Raw genomic sequence first — 18,170 nt, 5'->3', positions numbered from 1 at the left:
GCCTTATGACAGTGCGGCAAGGATGCGCACCCAACTGCGCGCCCCTTTGGCAAAGCTTTCCAGGTCATATTTCTCGTTCGGGGAGTGGATGCGGTCGTCATCGCGGGCAAAGCCGATCAGCATGGTATCCATGCCCAGGATTTCTTTGAAATCCCCGGCGATCGGAATCGAGCCTCCGGCACCGATATAGGCAGCTTCGCGCCCCCATTCCTCTGTCAGGGCCGCCTTGGCTGCTGCAAAAGCCGGGTCCGAGATATCCATGCGGCTTGCGGGGCTTGCGCCGTGATCCTGGAACTCGACCGCGCAATCGGCAGGCACACGGGCGCGCACATAGGCGCGGAAGCTGTCGCGGATTTTTCCGGGGTTCTGGGCGCCGGTCAGGCGAAAGCTGACTTTGGCGCGGGCCTCGGCCGGCAGAACTGTTTTGAAGCCTTCGCCGGTATAGCCGCCGGTGATGCCATTGATCTCGAAGGTGGGGCGGTTCCAGACCATCTCAAGCCCGGTACGTCCACGCTCTCCGATCGGATGTTTCAGCCCAACGCGCGAGAGGAATTCACCGGCGTCGAAGCCAAGCGCCTCCCAATCGGCGCGCAGCTCTTCGGTCAGTTCCTCGACCCCGTCGTAAAAGCCGGGCAGGGTGATACGCCCATCAGCGTCCTTGATGCCCGACAGGATATCGACCAGCACTTGCAGCGGGTTGGCCGCAAGCCCGCCAAAGCCGCCCGAATGCAGGTCGCGGTCCGCGCCGCGCAGGATGATCTCATCCCCGTACAGGCCGCGCAGCTGGGTGGTGATGGCCGGGCGGCCATCGGCATACAGGCTGGTGTCGCAGATCATCGCGATCCCGGCGCGCAGCTCTGCGGCATTTTCACGCAGAAAGGGACGCAAGCTCGGAGAACCGGATTCCTCTTCACCCTCAAACAGCAGCACCAGATCCGAGGGCAGGCTGCCATGGATCTCTTTCCAGGCGCGTGCTGCCTCGACAAAGGTCATAAGCTGGCCCTTGTCGTCGGACGAACCGCGACCGCGGATCACCTTGCCATTAGGCGTGTCCTGAATTTCGGGTTCAAAGGGCGGGCGATCCCACAGCTCCAGCGGATCGACGGGTTGAACGTCGTAATGTCCGTAAAACAGCGCCGGTCGGCGGTCGCCTTTTTGCGAATGAGCCACAACCATAGGATGGCCGGGCGTGTCGCGCACCGAGGCTTCGAAGCCCAAAGATGCCAGTTCCGCGCACAGCCAGTCCGCCGCCTGCCGGACGCGGTCTTTATAGGCCGGGTCGGTCGAAATCGACGGAATGCGCAGGAATTCCATCAGCCGGTCCAGCGATTGCGGCAGATTTTCATCAAGGGTTGAAAGTACTTCGTCGATTTTGGAATTGTCCGCCATTTTTCGCCTTTCCTGATTGATTTCCTCAGAGAAAATCCCTGCTATCTTAGTAGTGGTGCGACATTTTTACGCTGTATTTTCCCGGTTCCGGCACTTATCAAAGGGTCACCCGCGGGATCGCAACATGATCCCCCAAGCGAGCAAGTTCAAGCAAGGCAAGGGATCTGTAATGGACTATTCAGCCGCCCTCGATCAGGCCATCGGCAAGCTGCACGAGGAAGGCCGTTATCGGACCTTCATCGACATCGAACGCCGCAAGGGGGCCTATCCGCAGGCGGTCTGGACCCGTCCCGATGGCAGCGAGACCGAGATCACCGTCTGGTGCGGCAACGACTATCTTGGCATGGGGCAGCATCCCGTCGTCCTGGCCGCGATGCATGAGGCGCTGGATGCGACCGGTGCCGGTTCAGGCGGCACGCGCAATATCTCGGGCACCACGATCTATCACAAACAGCTTGAGGTCGAGCTGGCCGATCTGCACGGCAAAGAGGCGGCACTGGTTTTTTCCAGCGCCTATATCGCCAATGACGCGACGCTTTCGACCCTGCGCAAGCTGTTTCCGGGGCTGATCATCTATTCGGACCAACTGAACCACGCCTCGATGATCGAGGGGATCAAGCGTTTCGACGGTGCCAAGCGCATTTTCCGCCACAATGATGTCGCGCATCTGCGCGAATTGCTTGAGGCTGACGATCCCTCCGCCCCGAAACTGATCGCCTTTGAATCAATCTATTCGATGGATGGCGATTTTGGCCCCATCGCCGCGATTTGTGATCTGGCCGATGAATTCAATGCGCTGACCTACCTTGATGAGGTTCATGCGGTTGGCATGTACGGTCCCCGCGGCGGCGGTGTCGCTGAGCGCGACGGGCTGATGGATCGCATCGACATCTTTAACGGCACGCTTGGCAAAGCCTTTGGTGTCTTTGGCGGCTATATCGCTGCGACTGCCAAGATGGTGGATGCGATTCGCTCGTATGCGCCGGGCTTTATTTTCACCACCTCGCTGCCGCCTGCGGTGGCGGCAGGGGCGGCTGCCTCGATTGCCTTCCTGAAGACGGCCGAGGGGCAGTTGCTGCGCGACCGTCAGCAGCTCAATGCCCGTATCCTTAAGATGCGCCTGCGCGGCCTGGGCATGCCGATCATGGATCACGGCAGCCATATCGTGCCCGTGCATGTCGGAAATCCCGTACATTGCAAGGCCTTGTCGGATATGTTGCTGCGCGACTTTGGCATCTATGTGCAGCCGATCAACTTCCCCACCGTTCCGCGTGGGACCGAGCGGCTGCGCTTTACCCCTTCTCCGGTGCATGATTCCCGGCAGATTGATCACCTCGTGCGCGCCATGGATAACCTGTGGTCGCAATGTAAACTGAACCGTTCTACTTCTGCTGCCTGAACGGTTTCGGGGTGAAGACCTCTCGCACCCGTGATAACCTTGCTTTAATCAATTTGTAGTTTCTTCCGATTCGGGAGGGCGAGCAGCAAGAATGAGGCAGGCGCGATGATCGGGCTGAGGGGGAATCCTCCGTCGCATGATGAGCCGGTGGCTTTGCCGCCGGGCTTTGACGATCCGGACATTCGTCTTGGCGACCTGATGCGGGGCGAACGCGCCACGCTGGGCAAGTCGCTGCTGGATGTTCAGCGCGAGTTGCGCATTCGCGCATCTTACGTTGCGGCGATCGAGAATTGCGATACCTCTGCTTTTGATACGCCCAGCTTTATCGCTGGCTATGTGCGCTCTTATGCCCGTTATCTGGGTATGGACCCGGAATGGACCTTCCGCCGTTTTTGTCTTGAGTCGGGCTTTCAGCCCCCGCATGGCATGGCACCCGCCGCCTCGGGGCCTAAGCCTCAGCGGCGGCCTGCGGATCCGGCCGAGGCTCTGGCTAATCCGCATCCGATCTTTCTGCCCAAGCAGGAAAGCATCTGGAGCTCGTTCGAGCCGCGCGCCATCGGCTCGCTCTTTGTGATGATCGTCCTGGCCTGTGGCCTCGGCTACGGTGGCTGGGCGGTGCTGCAGGAGGTGCAAAAGGTCAACCTGACGCCCGGCGATCAGGCGCCGGGCGTGATCGCGGCGCTTGATCCGGTGCAGGAAGCGGCCGAGCCTGAGACGGTTGAATCGGCTCAGGTTAACCTGCCGCGGCCCGAAGGGCTGGACCGTACCTATCGCCCGCAGGCGCTGGAGGTGCCGGTGCTGGTTGCCCGTGACGGGCCGATTGCCGCGATTGATCCGGGTCTGGATGCGCCGGCGATGCAGCCCGACGATGGCGAGGCTGTTGTGCGCACCGCATCGGTTCAGGATCAGCAGGTCTATGGCCCCCCCATGCCGCAAGAGCAGGCGGCGGTACGCACCGTTGCACCCGATGCGCCCGAGGTCGAGATCCTTGTTACCCAGCCGGCCTGGGTGCGCGTCACCTCGGCTGACGGTACGGTGCTGCTTGAAAAGATCATGGATGCGGGCGAACGTTTCGCGCTGCCTAAGCTTGAGGCCCCGCCGATCTTGCGCGCGGGCAACTCTGGCGCGGTCTATTTCGCAGTTAACGGCCGTACCTATGGCCCCGCCGCGCCGGGTGCCAAGGTGGTCAAGAATGTCGAGCTGTCGCCGACGGCGGTAACAGCCAAATTCGCCGCTGCCGATCTGGCCAAGGATCCGAGGCTGGCCGAAATGGTATCTTTGGCTTCGGCTGATCAGCCAGAAAAACCCGCTGAACAGGAATAACCCAGACGCAGGATGCCGGTCACGGATCCGGCATCTTGGACCGGGCAGGGGGCGGACGGCTTGTCCGTCCGGCCGCATCGGCCTATCTGTGACGGGTCAATCCGCCCTCTGCGCAGGAAAAGGCTTTAGCCATGTCGCATAATCCGATTCGCCCGTGGCGCAATATTGACCGGCGTAAGTCGCGCCGGATCATGGTTGGGAATGTGCCGGTCGGGGGTGATGCACCGATCAGCGTCCAGACCATGACCAATACGGACACTTCGGACGTGCGCGCGACGCTGGACCAGATCATCCGTGCGGCGGATGTCGGTGCTGATATCGTGCGCGTCTCGACCCCGGACGAAGCCTCGACCCGGGCGCTGCGCGAAATCTGCCGGGAAAGTCCGGTGCCGATCGTGGCAGATATCCATTTCCACTATCGCCGCGCCATTGAAGCGGCCGAGGCAGGGGCAGCATGCCTGCGCATCAATCCCGGCAACATCGGTGATGCCAATCGCGTGCGCGAGGTTATCAAGGCTGCGCGCGATCACGGATGTTCGATCCGTATCGGTGTGAACGCAGGCAGCCTTGAGAAGCATTTGCTTGAGAAATATGGTGAACCTTGTCCCGATGCGATGGTGGAATCCGGGCTGGATCACATCCGCATCCTTCAGGACAACGATTTTCACGAATTCAAGATCAGCGTAAAGGCCAGCGACGTCTTTCTGGCTGCTGCCGCCTATCAGCAACTGGCCGAGGCGACCGATGCGCCGATCCATCTGGGCATTACCGAGGCCGGCGGGCTGATGTCTGGCACGGTCAAATCCGCTATCGGCCTTGGCAACCTATTATGGATGGGGATCGGCGACACGATCCGCGTCAGCCTCTCGGCCGATCCGGTCGAGGAGGTGAAGGTCGGATTCGAGATACTCAAGTCTCTGGGCCTGCGCACCCGTGGCGTACAGATCATCTCATGCCCCAGCTGCGCGCGTCAGGGCTTTGACGTCATCAAGACGGTCGAGATCCTTGAAAAGCGGCTTGAGCACATCAAGACCCCGATGAGCCTGTCGATCATCGGCTGTGTGGTGAATGGTCCGGGTGAGGCGCTGATGACCGATATCGGCTTTACCGGCGGCGGTGCCGGGTCCGGGATGGTCTATCTGGCAGGCAAGCAGAATCATAAGATGTCGAATGATCAGATGATCGACCATATCGTCGAACTGGTCGAAAAGCGCGCGGCCGAGATCGAGGCTACGCCCTCTGCCGCAGAATAAGCCCGCAACGCCGACCATCGCCGAGTTGCGGGCGCTGGCTTTAGCCCTTGGCGGCGCGGGCGCGGGCGATTGCACCCTCTAGCCCATCAGCGGGTACGCCCCGCAGCATCTCGCCGTTGATGATAAAGGTGGGCGTGCCCATGATGCGCATCTGTTCGGCCAGCTGCTGGTTTTTGCGCAGCACGGACGACACCTCCTCGGTGTTCATGCGGGTGATGACCTGTTCACTGTCAACACCCAGATCACCGGCAAGCTTGGTCAGGCTTTCCAGATTGACCGGGCCGCGCGATTCCATCAGCACGTCATGGGCCTTTTTATAGGCATCGGCCCCCGCGATCTGCTGGACCGAGATGGCAAAGCGCGCGGCCATATCGCTTTCCTGCGTCAGAATCGGGAATTCTTTGAGGATCCAGCGGATGTTGCCGTCAGCCGAGATCAGCTTTTCCAGATCCGGGTTGACGCGTTTGCAGACGCCGCAGCGATAGTCGATGAATTCGACCAGCGTGACGTCGCCTTCGGGGTTGCCGCCGATCCAGCTGTGGCCGTCGTTGAAGATAGCCTCGCGGTTATTCTCGACCAGCAACTGGTCGTTCTTGACCTCATCGGCGGCGCGGCGTTCCTCAAGGACGTTGATCGATTCGATCAGAACCTCGGGATTTTCCATCAGATATTCGCGGACAGCCTCGCCGAAGGCAGCCTTTTCGTCCTCGGTCATATTGGCCAGGTCAAAGGCAAGGACCGGGGCGGCGGGCAGGGCGGTCGCCGTCAGGACGGCGGCGGTCAGAAGGGCTTTCATACAGGGGTCCTTTCCAGTTGCAGGCAGCTTGGCCCGTCTCGCCAGCCGTTGCAAGCTATCGGCCCCCGTCTCACGCGGGCTTGACCGGCCCCGCCACAGGCGTGATACCCCGGCCATAACCATGAGGCAGGCAGACATGAGACAATCCCGCCGTGGGCAGGTCGATCCCTTCATCGTGATGGACGTCATGGAGGCCGCCCGCAAGGCAGAAGCGAAGGGGCGGCACATCATCCATATGGAGGTCGGTCAACCCTCGACCCCCGCACCCGAGGGCGCGCGCCGGGCGCTTGCGGCCGCTCTGGACCGGCCGCTGGGCTATACCGTGGCGCTGGGACTGCCCGAGCTGCGTCAGGGCATCGCCGCGCTTTATCAGCGCTGGTACGGTATCGACCTTGATCCTGCTCGGGTGGTGGTGACGCCGGGCTCGTCAGGGGCCTTTATCCTGGCTTTTTCAGCTCTGTTTGACGCAGGAGACCGCGTCGCTTTGGGCGAGCCGGGCTATCCCAGCTATCGCCAGATCCTGCGTGCGATGTCGCTGACGCCGGTTGGCATCCAGACCCGGGTCGATGATCGCTATCAGCCCCGCCCGCAGGATCTGCCAGCCGATGCGCAGGGGTTGATCCTTGCCTCGCCCGGCAACCCGTCAGGTACCGTTTTGCGGCGTGAGGAACTGGCTGGGTTGACGGCAAAGGCTGCCGAACTGGGTATGAACGTCATCTCGGACGAGATCTATCACGGGCTAGACTACGGTGCCGGGTTCCATTCGGCGCTGGAGGTGACGGATGATGTCTTTGTCATCAACAGCTTCTCGAAATATTTCAGCATGACCGGCTGGCGTGTTGGCTGGATGGTGGTGCCCGAGGATATGATTCGCACTGTCGAGCGGATCGCGCAGAACATGTTCATCTGCCCCCCGCACGCAAGCCAGGTTGCGGCTCTGGCGGCGCTTGATTGTGTCGATGAGGCCGAGGCCAATCTTGCCGTCTATGCCGGGAACCGCCGGCTGATGCTTGAACGGCTGCCCAGGATCGGGTTTGACCGTATCGCACCGCCCGAAGGGGCGTTTTATATCTATGCCGACGTCTCTGAATTAACTGGAAACAGCCTGAACTTTGCGGCGGAAATTCTTGAAAAAGCTGGCGTTGCGGTAACGCCGGGGCTTGATTTCGACCCCCATCGCGGGGCGCAGACCCTGCGGTTTAGCTATGCCGCCTCAACGGCCGAGATCGCTGAGGGGCTGGACCGGCTGGCGGCCTTTATGGCGGCACGATGAGACGGCTTTGGGTCCTTTTGCTGTTTCTGCTGGCACTGCCGGCACTGGCCGAAGACGGTCAGCGTTCGGCGCTGGCCACGGTCGATCTGGCACATTCCGCGCTGTCGGCCGAAGGGCGGGATCGCGGGCGACCGCGACCCATGGACCTGAGGCTGACCATCAGCCAGCCGGTGCCTTATCGGGTCTATTTTCTCGACGGGCCGCCGCGACTGGTAGTTGATTTTCGCGAGATCGACTTTTCCGGCACCCGGGCCGGGGATCTGCCGGGGCGTGAACTGGTGCCTGCGCTGCGCTGGGGGCGTTTTCGCCCGGGCTGGTCGCGGCTGGTGATGGAACTGCCCGGCCCCTACGCGCTGCGCACTGCCATTCAGCGCCCGGCCGAGGGCGGGGCCAGGGGTGCGTTGGTTCAATTGCGCATCGAACCGGTCGGACAAAAGGATTTCGTCACTCGTGGCAACGCGCTTTCCGCACTTTGGGACTTGCCTGCCCCCGCTGCGGTGACGCCGCTGCCACCGCGCCGGACGGGCGACAAGCCGTTGCGGGTGGCGCTTGATCCCGGCCACGGCGGCCATGACCCTGGCGCTCAGGTCGGTGCGATCAGCGAGGCGGCTCTGATGCTGAGCTTTGCGCGCGAACTGACCGAGATCCTGACCCGTGCCGGATTTGAGGTGGTCGCTACGCGGCAGGACGACAGTTTCATTCCGCTGGAGAGGCGCATGACGCTGGCCCGGGCGGCACAGGCCGATCTGTTCATCTCGCTTCATGCCGATGCGCTGCCGGCGGGCGAGGCGGCGGGGCTGTCGATTTATACCTGGAACCCGCAGGCCGATGATCGCGCATCGCGCGAACTGGCGATGCGGCATGACCGCACCGATCTGCTGGCGGGGCTGGATCTGGCTGGGACCGATGATCAGGTTGCCGCTGTGCTGATGGATCTGGCGCGGACCGAAACCCATCCGCGATCAGAAGCTTTTGCGAAATTCGCTGTCTCGGAACTGAACCGCGCTGGCATCGCCATGCACCGCCGTCCGGTGCGGGGGGCGGCATTTTCGGTACTGAAATCACCCGATATTCCCTCGGTTCTGGTCGAACTGGGGTTTCTGACCGATGCGGGTGACCGTGCCAATCTGTTTGACCCGGACTGGCGTGCGCGCACGGCGCAGGCTTTGGCCCGCGCGGTCGGGCTGTGGGCGCAAGATGATGCCGCCCGTGCCGCGCTGTCGCGTCAATAGCGCAAGGTTGCTTTGACGGGCGCGGCCCGCCTGTCTATAGAGACGCTCGTTATCCCCAGAGGCTTGCCCATTGCTGCGCTTCCTGCTGTCTTTTATCGGTGCGATCTTTTCCTGGCTCGTGACCGCCGTTTTCTTCATCGCCCTGACTGTCGGGGCGGTGTTCTGGATGTATTCCCGCGACCTGCCGAGTCATGAGCAATTGGCGCAATATGCGCCCAAGACCATCAGCCGGATTTATTCCGCCGAGGGCAGGCTGATCGACGAATTCGCCGAAGAACGCCGCATCTTTGTGCCGATTGACGAGATTCCGTCGCTGGTGAAGCAGGCCTTCATCAGTGCCGAGGACAAACATTTCTATAGCCATCACGGCTTTGACCCGATGGGGATGGGCAAGGCTTTGCTGGATGCGATCAGCTCGGGCGGGCGCAACCTGCGCGGCGCCTCGACCATCACCCAGCAGGTGATGAAGAACTTTCTGCTTTCCAGCGACCGCAGCGTCGAGCGCAAGATCAAGGAGCTGATTCTCGCCACGCGGCTGGAATCGACGCTGACCAAGGACCAGATCCTTGAGCTTTACCTGAACGAGATTTTTCTGGGCCAGAACAGCTTTGGTGTCGCGGCGGCGGCGCAAAGCTATTTCAACAAGCCCCTTACCGAGCTTGCCCCGCATGAGGCGGCGACGCTTGCTGCTATGCCCAAGGCGCCCGGACGCTATCATCCTGTCCGTGCCAAAGAGGCGCTTACCGAGCGGCGCAACTATGTCCTGCGCGAGATGTGGCAGAACGGCTATATAGATCAAGCGACTTACGAATCGGAATCGAAACTGCCGTTGCGCTCGGTTCAGAACGGTGATTTCCCGGCCTTCCAGCAGCAATTGCCGTCGCGGGATTATTTCACCGACGAGATTCGCCGCCAGCTTTCTGCGCAATTCGGTGAGGATGAGTTCTTTGGCGGCGGTCTGGCCATCCGGGCAACCGTCGATCCCAGGCTGCAAAAGGTCGCTGCACGCGCGCTGCAGCAGGCGCTTGAGAAATACGACCGTGGTCGCGGCGTCTGGCGCGGCACCCGCGTCAGGATCCCGGCCGGGCAGTTGGGCAGCGAACAGCAATGGCGCGAGGCTTTGGGTGATGCCCGCGTGCCGCGCGATATTGAGGGCTGGTTCCCCGCCGTTGTCCTGTCTTTGGGCGATACCGACGCCACGATCGGCATCGAGGATCACGAGGGCACGGCCACCATTCCCGCCAAGGACGTCCAATGGGCGCGCAAGCGGCTGGCGGACGGCAAGCTGGGGCCAAAGGCGCGGGTCGCCTCGGACCTGCTTGAGGTTGGCGATGTGGTGCTGGTCCGCCAGATGACCAGCGACAGCGATGGCAGCTTTATCCGCTGGACCCTGCGGCAGGTGCCCGAGGTGCAGGGCGGTTTCATGGCCATGGACGTCAATACCGGCCGCGTTATCGCGATGCAGGGTGGCTTCAGCTATCAAAGTTCGGTCTTTAACCGTGCCACGCAGGCACTGCGCCAGCCGGGGTCAAGCTTTAAGCCTTTTGTCTATGCGGCGGCGCTGGATTCGGGGTTCAACCCCGCGACCATCGTCGTGGACGAGCCGATCACCGTGAACACGCCGCAAGGTCTGTGGACGCCCAAGAACGCCAGCGGCAGGTTCTATGGCCCGACGCCGATGCGCACCGGGATCGAACAGTCGCGCAACCTGATGACCATCCGTATCGCCCAGGATATCGGGATGGATACGGTGGCGAAATATGCCGAGAAATTCGGGGTCTATGACCACCTTGGTCATTTTCTTGCCAACAGCCTTGGCGCGCAGGAAACGACTCTGTTCAAGATGGTTGCCGCCTATGCCATGTTCGCTAACGGTGGTGAGCGGGTGGAGCCGACGCTGGTCGACCGTGTGCAGGACCGTCGCGGTCGCACGATTTATCGCCATGATCACCGCGAGTGCGTGACCTGTGGCCAGCCGAACCTGCCTCCGGGTGCGGCGCCCGAGATCCGGTCGAACCGCGAACGGGTGATGGACGCGATTACCGCCTATCAGCTGACCTCGATGCTGGAAGGCGTCGTCAAGCGCGGTTCGGGGCGTGGCGTCAGCCTGCCGGTGCCGGTTGCGGGCAAGACCGGGACCACCAATGACGCCAAGGATGTGTGGTTCATTGGCTTTACCTCGAACATCGTTGCCGGCTGCTACCTTGGCTATGACCAGCCGCGTACGCTGGGTTCGAATGCCTATGGCGGTACGCTTTGCGTGCCAGTCTTCAACGAGTTCATGAAAGAGGCGGTCAAGGAATTTGGCGGCACCGCCTTCAAGGTTCCTCCGGGTGGCCACTTCGTCAACATCGACCGCTTCACCGGTGCGATCCTTGGCCCGGATGCCAAGGGCGACAACGTGATTGCCGAATATTTCCGCGATGGTCAGGACCTGACCGGCATCGCCATGATCGACGGCGGCTTTGGTCGCGCCGACCCGGCCACGCTGCCGCTCTTTACCTCTGGCCGCGACAGCGGGCAGGCGGTGACCACCTCGACCGGCAAGAAAAAGGTGATCCCGAAAAAAGCCGATTTCGGCACGCTGTCCTCGGGCGGGCTCTATTAGGTCCGGTGCTTGCCGCCGGACGCTGCCCGCGTTATTTGTCCTGCCCTGACCTGAAAACCGAACCCAGAGAGTGCTGATGCGCGCCGAAACCCAAGCCACCATCGAGGCGATCCGCAAATCGCTGAAACTGCTAGGTCAGCGTATGGACTGGGAGACCGCGCCACATCGGCTGGAAGAGCTGAACGCCATGATCGAGGCGGGCGATATCTGGTCCGACCCCGCCCGTGCGCAAAAGCTCATGCGTGACCGCCAGATGCTGTCTGACGCGGTCGAGACCTATCGCCGTATCGAGACCGAGCTTAAGGACAACATCGAGCTGATCGAACTTGGCGAGGCCGAGGGCGATACCGAGGTTGTCACGGACGCCGAAACCGCGCTGAAAGAGCTGGTCGAACTGGCCCAGCAGAAAGAACTTGAGGCGCTGCTGAACGGTGAGGCTGACGGCAACGATACCTTCCTGGAAATCAACGCCGGGGCAGGCGGCACCGAGAGCGCGGACTGGGCCTCGATGCTGGCACGGATGTATGTCCGCTGGGCCGAGAAGAAAGGCTATAACGTCGAGCTTTTGTCCGAAACGCCGGGCGAAGAGGCGGGCATTCGTTCGGCTGCCTATAAGATCTCAGGACCGAATGCCTATGGCTGGCTCAAGTCGGAATCGGGTGTGCACCGGCTTGTGCGCATTTCGCCCTATGATTCGGCGGCACGGCGGCACACCTCATTCAGCTCGGTCTGGGTTTATCCGGTAGTCGATGACAATATCGAGATCGTGATTCCCGATAACGAAATCCGCATCGACACCTATCGGTCCTCCGGGGCCGGTGGTCAGCACGTCAACACCACCGATTCGGCGGTGCGTATCACCCACCTGCCGACGGGCATCGTTGTGACCAGCTCGGAAAAGTCGCAACACCAGAACCGCGCCAATGCCATGGCGGCCCTGAAGGCGCGGCTGTATCAGCTTGAACTTGATAAGCGCAACGCCGCGATCAACGCCCAGCACGAGGCAAAGGGGGATGCGGGCTGGGGCAACCAGATCCGCTCTTATGTGTTGCATCCCTATCAGATGGTGAAGGATCTGCGCACCAGTTACGAGACCTCGGATACGCAAGGGGTGCTTGACGGTGATCTGGACGCCTTCATGGCGGCTACGCTGGCGCTGGATGTGGCGGGTAAATCTCGGGCTCAGGCTCAGGCTGACGACTGACCCGCCCGGCCTGGCCCGATAACCACCTGCAAGCCGCGCATTCCCGCGCTCCACGCCCCAGGCTTTCTTTCTGCCCGGAAATGCCGCAGTCTGGTGCCGCGCTGCGGCATGATCTGCTGCGGGCATGGAATGTGGGGTAAAGATGGACGTTAAGCGGATTAATCTTGCGCTACAGGGTGGCGGCGCACACGGTGCTTTTTCCTGGGGCGTACTCGACCGGCTACTGGATGAGCCGGGGATCGAGATTCGTGGCATCAGTGGCACTTCGGCCGGGGCGCTGAACGGTGCGGCGCTGGCTGCGGGGCTGTCCTGTGGTCCGGGCAAACGCGGACGCGAGGCGGCGCGGCAAAACCTTGCCTATGTCTGGTCGCAGGTCGCGCAGGTCAGCGACAACTCGATGGTGCGCTGGCTTTATTCGATGTTCCCCGTCCCGCGTGCATGGCAGCGGCTGACCGAGCTTTTCTCGCCAATCGCCTGGCTTGAGTCTCTGACACGGGTATTCAGCCCCTATGACAGCGGGCCGTTCTATTCCAACCCGCTTGAATCCATCCTGTGCGGCATGCCCCACCCCCGTCTGGGACGCGAAGAGGGCCCCGCGTTCTTTGTCACCGCCACCAATGTGCGCACGGGTCTGGTGCGGGTCTTTGGCGGGGCCGAGGTGACGGTGCAGACGATTTTGGCCTCGGCCTGTCTGCCCGAACTGTTCCGCGCGGTCGAGATTGACGACCCCGCTACTGGCCGGCGCGAAGCCTATTGGGACGGCGGCTATTCGGGTAATCCGGCGCTGTTCCCGCTTTATCGCCCGGACCTGCCGCGCGACATTGTCATCGTTAATATCAATCCCATGCTGCGTGATGCGATCCCCAAGACACCTGCCGAGATTCAGGACCGTGTGAACGAGATCAGCTTTAACGCCTCGCTATTGGCCGAGCTGCGCGCGATCAACTTCGTCAAGCGTCTGTTCGCTGAGGACCGGCTGACCGGACGCCCGATGAAGAACGTCCTGTTGCATAGCATCATGGACGAAGAGCTGATGAATTCGCTGTCCGCGAGTACCAAGCTGATCCCGCAGCCCGGCCTCTTGCAGCAATTGCATGACGCCGGGGTTCAGGCGGCCGATCGCTTTCTTGCCAGCGATGCGGCCTGTATTGGCGAGCGCGACTCTTACGATCTGTCACAGATTTTCGGTCGCCGTTAGCCGGCCATGGCCGCGGCGATTTGCGAGGCCAGCCGCGCGTTATTCAGCACCAGCGCAATATTTGCGTCAAGCGACCGGCCACCGGTCAGCTCAAAAATGCGTTGCAGCAGGAAGGGCGTGACCTCTTTGGCGGCGATGCCCTGGGTCTCGGCTTCGGCAAGGGCCTGTTCGACGACGGGAATCATTTCGGCGCGCGGGATCTCTGCTTCGGCAGGGATCGGGTTCACGACCAGCTGACCGCCGTCAAGGCCCAGTTCACCGCGCAGACGGGCGGCCGCGGCGATCTGGGCGGGGTCGTCGATGCGCAGTGGTGCAGCCAGTCCCGATTCGCGCGACCAGAACGCTGGAAGCTGATCTTGGCCATAAGCGATGACCGGCACGCCCAGGGTTTCAAGAACCTCCAGCGTTTTGGGCAGATCAAGGATGGCCTTTGCCCCTGCGGCGACGACTGTGACCGGGCTTTGCGCCAGTTCTTGCAGGTCTGCCGAGATGTCAAAGCTGCTTTCGGCACCGCGATGGACCCCGCCGATGCCGCCGGTGGCAAAGACGCGAATTCCTGCAAGATGGGCGCAGATCATCGTCGCGGCCACGGTGGTCGCACCGGTCCGTCCCAGCGCAAGGCAGGCGGCCAGATCAGCGCGGGACAGTTTCATCACATCGGCCGACGGGGTCGAGGCCAGCGCCTCCAGCGCCTCGGCATCCAGTCCGATGCGGATGCGCCCGCCCATCACTGCGATGGTGGCGGGTACGGCGCCCGATTCGCGCACCACGGCCTCGACCTTCTGCGCGACCTCAAGGTTTTGCGGATAGGGCATGCCATGGGTGATGATGGTCGATTCCAGCGCGACGATCGGGCGGTAGTCGGCCAGAGCTTGCGAAACTTCGGGAGAAAGCGCGATCAGCGACTTCATGGCAGGTCCTTTCCTGAAACATGGGCAGAGGCGGCGGATAGCGCGCACTCCAGGGCTTTGGCCCGGTCGGCGCCGCGCAATTCAGCGGCCAGATGGGCGGCAAGAAATGTGTCGCCTGCGCCGGTAACGCGGCGGGTGGCAAGCGGAGGCGGGGCCTTGCTAAGACCCGGTTCCCCGCGAGCGGCATCGGCGGCGGGACGGGGGCCATCGGTGACGAGCACGCGACGCGCACCCAGCGCGACGACGGCTTCGGCTGCATCCAGTGCATGGTCAAAGGTACGTCCGGCCAGCATCTCGGCTTCGGCGCGGTTCAGATGGAAGGTGGCACGCGGATGGGTGATCAGCTGTTGCAATCTTGGGGCTTTGTCGGGGCTTGCTGGCACGATGCGCAGATCGGCCCCGGCGAGGCAGCGATCATCTGCGATCCCGGCCAGAATCTCGGCAGTCAGATTGCCGTCAATGACCAATGTTCCCTGCCATGGCCGTGCGACATCGCCCAGCCGGCCATCGCGCAGAGGGGCAAGAATAGCACCGCCCGCAGTCTCAAGCGCGCGGGCATCGGCAATCGCCGCGACCAGCCCGTCGGGGCTTTCAATGGCGATATAGCTATCGGTTTCAAAGCCATCATCGCGGTAAAGCCAGCGTGTGTCGACACCGCGCCCTTGTGCCTCAACGATCAGTGCATCGCCGGGCGCATCCCGGCCGATGGCGGCCAGCATGGCGGGGGCTAGCCCTTGCCGCGCCAGCGCCAGCGCCACATTCAGCGCCACGCCGCCCGGCTGTCGGGTGATCCGGCCGGGCAGGTCGTCGCCCGGCTCAATTCTGGTGGCACTATGGCCGATCACATCCCACAGCATCGCGCCGAGGCAAAGAATGCGGGGAGGGATGGTCATGGGCCGGCCTTCGGACAGTTGCGCGGCGGAAGCTAACGACTTGCGGGGGAAGGGGAAAGAGGGTGAGAGGCTGGACAGCGACCCAAGCGGGACTCGTTACGGCTGCTTCCTTCCGGACCTGACCGGGTTGGCGAGGCGCTCGCCCGCGCCAACCTCTCGCCGCCTAGATAGGCGCGGGCGCGGCGGGATGCAAGCGGCTTGCCAGTCAAAGGTGCAGGCGCAGCTGCAGGAAACCATCAGGACCCAATCCCACAATCTCGACCTGCCGTGACAGTCCGTCCAGATGTTGCGCGGCAGCGGGGCCTGTCTCGAACAGGACCGAGGTGCCGGGCAGGGCGCGAAAGCTCCACCCGTTTTGCGGGTCAAGCGTCAGCACCTTTTGCAGCGCGACATAGCGGCGCAGCACCTCGCGGGTGCGTGCGCCGCTGTCCAGCAACACCGGCCGTCCCGCTGCCACCCCGGCGAAAAGCCCGCAATCCGACAGTCGAAAGCTGTTCGTCGCCAGAATGAACGGCTGGTCGGGCGCAACCGGCTGGCCACGATGACGCAGCCCCGAGATGCGCCGCGAATCGGGATGGGCAAGCCGGCCGTCCGGCGCGTAGCGAGGCGGCTGGCTCAGATCGATCTGCCAGTCGAGCCCGTCGACGACATCGAAATTATAGCTAGGGAAATCAGGGTCGATCAGTGGCTGGTCCGGCAATCCCGGCTGGACCTGCAGGAAAAGGCTCGCCGAACGTTCCAGCCAGTCGATAAGTTCGGCCCCGGTCAGCCTGAGCGCGCAGATCCGATTCGGAAACAGATATAGATCAGCGATGCTGCGCAGGGTCAGCTGTCCTGCCGGAACATCGGTGTAGTGCTGTGGCCCGCCCCGACCACCGGCGCGAAAGGGTGCGGCCGCTGACAGGATCGGCAGATCCTGCCATGGCGTACCGGCAAGCGCACGGCGCACATGCCAGCGCTGTGCCATGGTGACAAGACGCAGGCCGGGGTCCTCTCCGATCAGGGCAAAGTAGCTGCTGAGCGGTTGGCTGGTGCGGCCGATGCGGCGGTGCAGGTGGCGCAGGGTCTGGTGATGGGCCGACAGTGCAGGCGCAGTGACAGAGTGATGATCATCCTCTGGTCCGACCGGCTGGGCGTGGCAGGTGAAATCGGCGATGTGCCAGCCCTGATCACAGCGTTTCAGCCGCAAATCAATCAGCCCCAGATGCGAACCCCAAAAGCCCGGCATGACAGCAGGCTTTCCGGCAAGCGTGCCCCTGACGCTATCGATCCCCGGCCCCTGCGGATGATCGGGTGAGGGAAAAACGCGATGCGTATGCCCCGCGATCACCACATCTATTCCTGGCATGGCAGCGAGTGCGGTGGCCGCATTCTCCATCATCGGATTTGGTGCCAGCGCGCCGATACCGCTGTGCGCCAGCGCCACGATCAGATCCGCGCCTTGCTGCTGCAGCACGGTAATGCCCGATTGGGCTGCTGTCAGGATATCCTCGACAGTGATTTCCGATTGCAGCGCCGGTTCCCATGCGACGGTTTGCGGTGGCAGAAAGCCCAGGACCCCTATGCGCAGTTGGTGCAGCCTGCCCAAGTCATCGCGAAAGCTGCGGTTCAGCAAAAGGTGGGGGAGAATCGGCAGGGCTCGCCTTGCCCGCATATTGCTGGCGACAAAGGGGAAACTGGCGCCCTCAAGCACGCGGCGCAGGAAATCGGTGCCAAAGGCGAAGTCGTGATTGCCAAGTGTCGCCGCGTCATATTGCAGCGCATTGAGCGTTTCGATAGCAGGGTGAAGGTGACGCGGGCTGATCGTTCCGGTCTCGGCCAGATAATCGCCCAGCGGGTTACCTTGCAGGCTGTCGCCATTGTCGAAAAGCAGACAATTGGCCGCTTCACGCCGAGCTTGCCAGATCAGCGCCGCAACCCGGGAAAGCCCGATCTTGCCCGAGGGACGATCAGCTAAATAATCGTATCCGAACAGGTGCATATGCAGATCCGTCGTCGCCATCACGCGCACGGATATGGTACCGGTGGCAGGCGGCGGATCGGGTGGGGGGCTGTGGCGCGTCATGCCGCATGGATGTAGACAATATCAAATTAATACAACCTAAGATTGTAATAAATTTAAACGGATGTCCCAATGGGTGGTCTTGCATGCCATGGCGCAGCATGGAATGAATCTGTTAGCAACATTCCAGCTGCCTGACCGGATCGCCAATGAAATTTTCTACCCGACAAGACATGGACCTTGCTGCGGAGGATCTGTTTCGCGCCGTCAGCAACTTCAAGGCCATCGAGCGGCTTTTGGTTCGTCGTGGCGTTGATCTGCGTCGGCAGGACAGGCTTGCCGGGACGGCTGTTGGCATGCGCTGGCAACTGGGGTTCGACTGGCGCGCCCATCACCGCGAGATGGTGCTTGAACTGACGCAGTTTGATCCGCCTGAAGCGCTGACACTTGAGGGGAGCTCGGATCAGTTCAACCTGTCCATCCGCATGACAGTCGTGGCGTTGACCCGGACAAAGTCACGGCTGCTGTTTGAAACCGAGGCCCAGCCGCGTGGCATGAAGGCGCGCATCCTGTTGCAAACCGCCAAGCTGGGCAAGTCTCAGCTGGATCGCAAATTCGCCCGTCATGTGGGCGATCTGGTCACCTATCTGATCGCGAATACCTAGGGGCGGCTGAATCTGCCGGCCCTG

At 62.2% G+C, this 18,170-nt stretch carries 14 protein-coding genes and 1 other RNA gene; 9 read left to right on the top strand and 6 right to left on the bottom strand.

All coding sequences use genetic code 11. The features are described 5' to 3' along the window. Window positions 1-3 precede the first annotated feature (3 nt). A complete protein-coding gene (locus tag F8A10_RS06580) occupies window positions 4-1,389 on the bottom strand; it encodes a M20/M25/M40 family metallo-hydrolase (protein WP_152366953.1) in 1,386 nt (461 codons plus the stop codon). Window positions 1,390-1,558: 169 nt separating this feature from the next. Between F8A10_RS06580 and hemA the strand changes: the two genes are divergently transcribed. From hemA to ispG, 3 genes are all read left to right on the top strand, one after another. Further along, window positions 1,559-2,788: a 5-aminolevulinate synthase gene (hemA, locus tag F8A10_RS06575; protein WP_010392335.1), complete on the top strand. Its 1,230-nt coding sequence runs from the start codon at window positions 1,559-1,561 to the stop codon at window positions 2,786-2,788. A gap of 105 nt (window positions 2,789-2,893) precedes the next feature. Continuing rightward, window positions 2,894-4,111: a helix-turn-helix domain-containing protein gene (locus F8A10_RS06570; protein WP_152366952.1), complete on the top strand. Its 1,218-nt coding sequence runs from the start codon at window positions 2,894-2,896 to the stop codon at window positions 4,109-4,111. A 131-nt stretch (window positions 4,112-4,242) separates the two neighbouring features. Next, window positions 4,243-5,364, top strand: coding sequence for a flavodoxin-dependent (E)-4-hydroxy-3-methylbut-2-enyl-diphosphate synthase (gene ispG / locus F8A10_RS06565; RefSeq protein WP_010392330.1), 1,122 nt, complete (start codon window positions 4,243-4,245; stop codon window positions 5,362-5,364). 40 nt (window positions 5,365-5,404) lie between these two features. On the opposite strand, the gene F8A10_RS06560 is transcribed toward ispG, so the two are convergent. Beyond that, window positions 5,405-6,160 (bottom strand): DsbA family protein, encoded by a 756-nt coding sequence (locus tag F8A10_RS06560; protein WP_152366951.1) that lies wholly within the window; start codon window positions 6,158-6,160, stop codon window positions 5,405-5,407. 136 nt (window positions 6,161-6,296) lie between these two features. Here F8A10_RS06560 and F8A10_RS06555 point away from each other — a divergent pair, with 136 nt between their 5' ends. The 5 genes from F8A10_RS06555 (at window position 6,297) to F8A10_RS06535 (ending at window position 13,675) form a co-directional block, all read left to right on the top strand. Further along, window positions 6,297-7,433 (top strand): pyridoxal phosphate-dependent aminotransferase, encoded by a 1,137-nt coding sequence (locus tag F8A10_RS06555; RefSeq protein ID WP_152366950.1) that lies wholly within the window; start codon window positions 6,297-6,299, stop codon window positions 7,431-7,433. Beyond that, complete coding sequence (locus tag F8A10_RS06550; protein WP_029371272.1) at window positions 7,430-8,665, top strand: N-acetylmuramoyl-L-alanine amidase; 1,236 nt, start codon at window positions 7,430-7,432, stop codon at window positions 8,663-8,665. The genes F8A10_RS06555 and F8A10_RS06550 overlap by 4 nt, the downstream gene beginning before the upstream one ends. Window positions 8,666-8,735: 70 nt before the next feature. Continuing rightward, entirely contained in the window at window positions 8,736-11,273 is a 2,538-nt protein-coding gene (locus F8A10_RS06545; protein ID WP_010392325.1) for a penicillin-binding protein 1A, read from the top strand. A gap of 76 nt (window positions 11,274-11,349) precedes the next feature. Continuing rightward, window positions 11,350-12,477 (top strand): peptide chain release factor 2, encoded by a 1,128-nt coding sequence (gene prfB, locus F8A10_RS06540; protein ID WP_010392323.1) that lies wholly within the window; start codon window positions 11,350-11,352, stop codon window positions 12,475-12,477. A gap of 142 nt (window positions 12,478-12,619) precedes the next feature. Then, window positions 12,620-13,675 carry a patatin-like phospholipase family protein gene (locus F8A10_RS06535; protein ID WP_010392321.1) on the top strand — a complete coding sequence of 352 codons (1,056 nt, stop codon included), beginning with the start codon at window positions 12,620-12,622 and terminating at the stop codon, window positions 13,673-13,675. On the opposite strand, the gene F8A10_RS06530 is transcribed toward F8A10_RS06535, so the two are convergent. From F8A10_RS06530 to F8A10_RS06515, 4 genes are all read right to left on the bottom strand, one after another. Continuing rightward, window positions 13,672-14,586, bottom strand: a complete 915-nt coding sequence (locus tag F8A10_RS06530; RefSeq protein ID WP_152366949.1) for a pseudouridine-5'-phosphate glycosidase — start codon at window positions 14,584-14,586, stop codon at window positions 13,672-13,674. The two genes, F8A10_RS06535 and F8A10_RS06530, sit on opposite strands and share 4 nt — an antisense overlap. Next, the gene (locus tag F8A10_RS06525; RefSeq protein ID WP_010392317.1) at window positions 14,583-15,479 is read right to left on the bottom strand and encodes a PfkB family carbohydrate kinase; all 897 of its coding nucleotides are present in this window, start codon (window positions 15,477-15,479) and stop codon (window positions 14,583-14,585) included. The genes F8A10_RS06530 and F8A10_RS06525 overlap by 4 nt, the downstream gene beginning before the upstream one ends. Window positions 15,480-15,540: 61 nt before the next feature. Then, window positions 15,541-15,637: signal recognition particle sRNA small type (gene ffs / locus F8A10_RS06520), an RNA gene on the bottom strand. 47 nt (window positions 15,638-15,684) lie between these two features. Then, on the bottom strand, window positions 15,685-17,460 hold the full coding sequence (locus tag F8A10_RS06515; protein WP_264675544.1) for a bifunctional 2',3'-cyclic-nucleotide 2'-phosphodiesterase/3'-nucleotidase: 1,776 nt from the start codon (window positions 17,458-17,460) through the stop codon (window positions 15,685-15,687). 230 nt (window positions 17,461-17,690) lie between these two features. Here F8A10_RS06515 and F8A10_RS06510 point away from each other — a divergent pair, with 230 nt between their 5' ends. Continuing rightward, a complete protein-coding gene (locus tag F8A10_RS06510; RefSeq protein ID WP_040601626.1) occupies window positions 17,691-18,146 on the top strand; it encodes a hypothetical protein in 456 nt (151 codons plus the stop codon). Window positions 18,147-18,170: the final 24 nt, after the last annotated feature.

Origin of the sequence: Paracoccus kondratievae, assembly GCF_009301415.1 — a bacterium.
GTDB lineage: Bacteria > Pseudomonadota > Alphaproteobacteria > Rhodobacterales > Rhodobacteraceae > Paracoccus > Paracoccus kondratievae.
The sequence above is the reverse complement of the archived record's forward strand: the minus strand, read 5'-3'. Positions and strand labels throughout refer to the sequence as shown.

Bases quoted from the DNA above. Each gene is read 5' to 3' on its own strand.
- hemA (WP_010392335.1), top strand. From the start codon at position 1,559: ATGGACTATTCAGCCGCCCTCGATCAGGCCATCGGCAAGCTGCACGAG.
- F8A10_RS06535 (WP_010392321.1), top strand. From the start codon at position 12,620: ATGGACGTTAAGCGGATTAATCTTGCGCTACAGGGTGGCGGCGCACAC.
- F8A10_RS06510 (WP_040601626.1), top strand. From the start codon at position 17,691: ATGAAATTTTCTACCCGACAAGACATGGACCTTGCTGCGGAGGATCTG.
- prfB (WP_010392323.1), top strand. From the start codon at position 11,350: ATGCGCGCCGAAACCCAAGCCACCATCGAGGCGATCCGCAAATCGCTG.
- F8A10_RS06580 (WP_152366953.1), bottom strand. From the start codon at position 1,389: ATGGCGGACAATTCCAAAATCGACGAAGTACTTTCAACCCTTGATGAA.
- F8A10_RS06515 (WP_264675544.1), bottom strand. From the start codon at position 17,460: ATGCACCTGTTCGGATACGATTATTTAGCTGATCGTCCCTCGGGCAAG.
- F8A10_RS06570 (WP_152366952.1), top strand. From the start codon at position 2,894: ATGATCGGGCTGAGGGGGAATCCTCCGTCGCATGATGAGCCGGTGGCT.
- ispG (WP_010392330.1), top strand. From the start codon at position 4,243: ATGTCGCATAATCCGATTCGCCCGTGGCGCAATATTGACCGGCGTAAG.
- F8A10_RS06525 (WP_010392317.1), bottom strand. From the start codon at position 15,479: ATGACCATCCCTCCCCGCATTCTTTGCCTCGGCGCGATGCTGTGGGAT.
- F8A10_RS06555 (WP_152366950.1), top strand. From the start codon at position 6,297: ATGAGACAATCCCGCCGTGGGCAGGTCGATCCCTTCATCGTGATGGAC.
- F8A10_RS06560 (WP_152366951.1), bottom strand. From the start codon at position 6,160: ATGAAAGCCCTTCTGACCGCCGCCGTCCTGACGGCGACCGCCCTGCCC.
- F8A10_RS06550 (WP_029371272.1), top strand. From the start codon at position 7,430: ATGAGACGGCTTTGGGTCCTTTTGCTGTTTCTGCTGGCACTGCCGGCA.
- F8A10_RS06530 (WP_152366949.1), bottom strand. From the start codon at position 14,586: ATGAAGTCGCTGATCGCGCTTTCTCCCGAAGTTTCGCAAGCTCTGGCC.